1 protein-coding gene is annotated in these 1,836 nt (G+C 56.2%); it reads right to left on the bottom strand.

From position 1 onward, the window contains the following. Positions 1-235 precede the first annotated feature (235 nt). The gene (locus ACNFCH_RS25790; protein ID WP_416744490.1) at positions 236-1,660 is read right to left on the bottom strand and encodes a PLP-dependent aminotransferase family protein; all 1,425 of its coding nucleotides are present in this window, start codon (positions 1,658-1,660) and stop codon (positions 236-238) included. Positions 1,661-1,836: the final 176 nt, after the last annotated feature.

Genomic DNA, 1,836 nt, shown 5'->3' with positions numbered 1-1,836 from the left:
AGCGTGACTTGCGTCCGGGCCTCACCCTCAATGAACCGCTTCATGATCGTCCCCGCCACGATCTCGACGATCAGAAGGTTAGACAATCGCAGGTGTTTTCACACAGCCTGGACCCATAGCAGCCGTTCGTGGAGAGCAGCAAACGGCCTGCAGCGGACGGACTTCGAACCATGATCGATCCCACATTTGAAGTGCTCTACGAAATCAGAGAAATGCCCGACGATGATGAAAACCATCAAGCATCACGTTGATTGTTGGCGAAAAAACGCCAGATCGCTGGATCTTCACCCAGTGTCACATTGAAGCGTAGCCAGGGGGTGGCCTCCAGGCCTGGGCGAAAAATACATCCAGGTGATAAGAGAATGTTCTGCAATAGGCCCGCCCGCGTCAGCGCTACCGGATCGAAACCTTCCTGGTTACTGCCGATCCACATATAGGGTGTAGGTGCCATGGGGGCCCAGCATTGCCAGCCTATCCGCTGCACATGCTGGCGCGCGAGTAATTGAGCCTGCAGCAAGCGATCACGTAGCTTTTGATAGCGTTTGCGCTGGGTCCCATCGCTCACCATCTGCAGTGCGAGTTGCTCGCTGAGCTGCGAGCTGTAGAGCCCAGTGGTCATCTTGTAATGCAGCAACGCCTCGACAACCGTGGGCTCCGCGGTTACGAATCCCACACGCAAGGACGGTGCCAGGCTTTTGGAGACACTTCCGACATAGATGACCCGTTGCAAGTTATCCAAAGCGGCCAGTGGGGGCTGGTTGCCTGGCAGCAGTTGACCGTACACATCGTCCTCCACGATCCAGCAATCATGGGCATCGGCGAGCTGCAATACGCGGTACGCGACAGCTGGGCTGTAACTAGCGCCGGTTGGGTTATGGAGCCAGGGATTAGTAAAAAATGCCTTGGGGCGATGGTGTGCCAACAGTTCGGCAAGATTTTCCACATCGGGCCCTTGCGTATTCCACGGCACGCCGACGACCTCGACCTTGTGATCTCGCAGATTCGCGAGCAAGTTGATGTAGCCGGGATCATCGACCAATACACAGTCCCCGGGTCGCAGCAAGGCACTGATCACGATGTTCAGCGCCTGGCTCGCTCCTTGCGTCAGCACGATGTGCTCACTGCGAGCATTTACGCTCCGCTCACCGAGGTAGCGCTGCACCCAGTGACGCAGCGCGAGATTGCCGCTGGACTCCCCATATTCTGCGATGAGCCCGGCGCCCCGCCCAAGACCACGTAGCGCCAGGCGCAAGCCTGCCTCGTCGAGCCAGGCATCAGGTAAGCCGCCGCCACCTGGTTGCAGGATATCCGGCTGAGGGTTGAACGCGTCATCCAACAGCCAGTAGACATCCTTTAATGGCGCTGCACTGCGATGTTGTTCCACAGTGGCGGAGGCTTGCGCCACGAAAAAGCCATCACCCTTGCGAGCTTCCAAGTAGCCCAGTGCAACCAGACGATCATAGGCCTGGACGACGGTGAAGGTACTGACTTCGAACATTTTGGCGGCGGCACGAATCGATGGAAGACGTGCGCCTTGAGCCAACTCGGCCTGCTCGATCAGCTGCGAAAAATGCTGTACCAACTGACCGATTCGCGATCGCTTAACAGAGGGTTCCATGGTCAGGTGTACTGCCTTTTCGACCAATACAGGGTCAGTCATTTTAGGGCCTGCTGTGTATGGAAAGAAAGTTTATATCCAGTAATTTGACTGGGTGCTCATCACATTGAATCGCCCCTGGTTTTCTAGACACTCTCCAAGCTCAGGAAATAGCGTTTCTCATACTCTACTGGAGACAGCTGCATAGCACTGCTGTGTCGGCGTTTAGGGTTATAGAA

This window comes from Pseudomonas sp. NY15354, assembly GCF_048068075.1.
GTDB classification, from domain to species: Bacteria; Pseudomonadota; Gammaproteobacteria; order Pseudomonadales; family Pseudomonadaceae; genus Aquipseudomonas; species Aquipseudomonas guariconensis_C.
This window is presented reverse-complemented; position numbering and strand designations above follow the sequence as displayed.

What these genes read in the sequence shown, in the direction of transcription:
- ACNFCH_RS25790 (WP_416744490.1), bottom strand. Translation starts at nt 1,660, where the DNA reads ATGACTGACCCTGTATTGGTCGAAAAGGCAGTACACCTGACCATGGAA.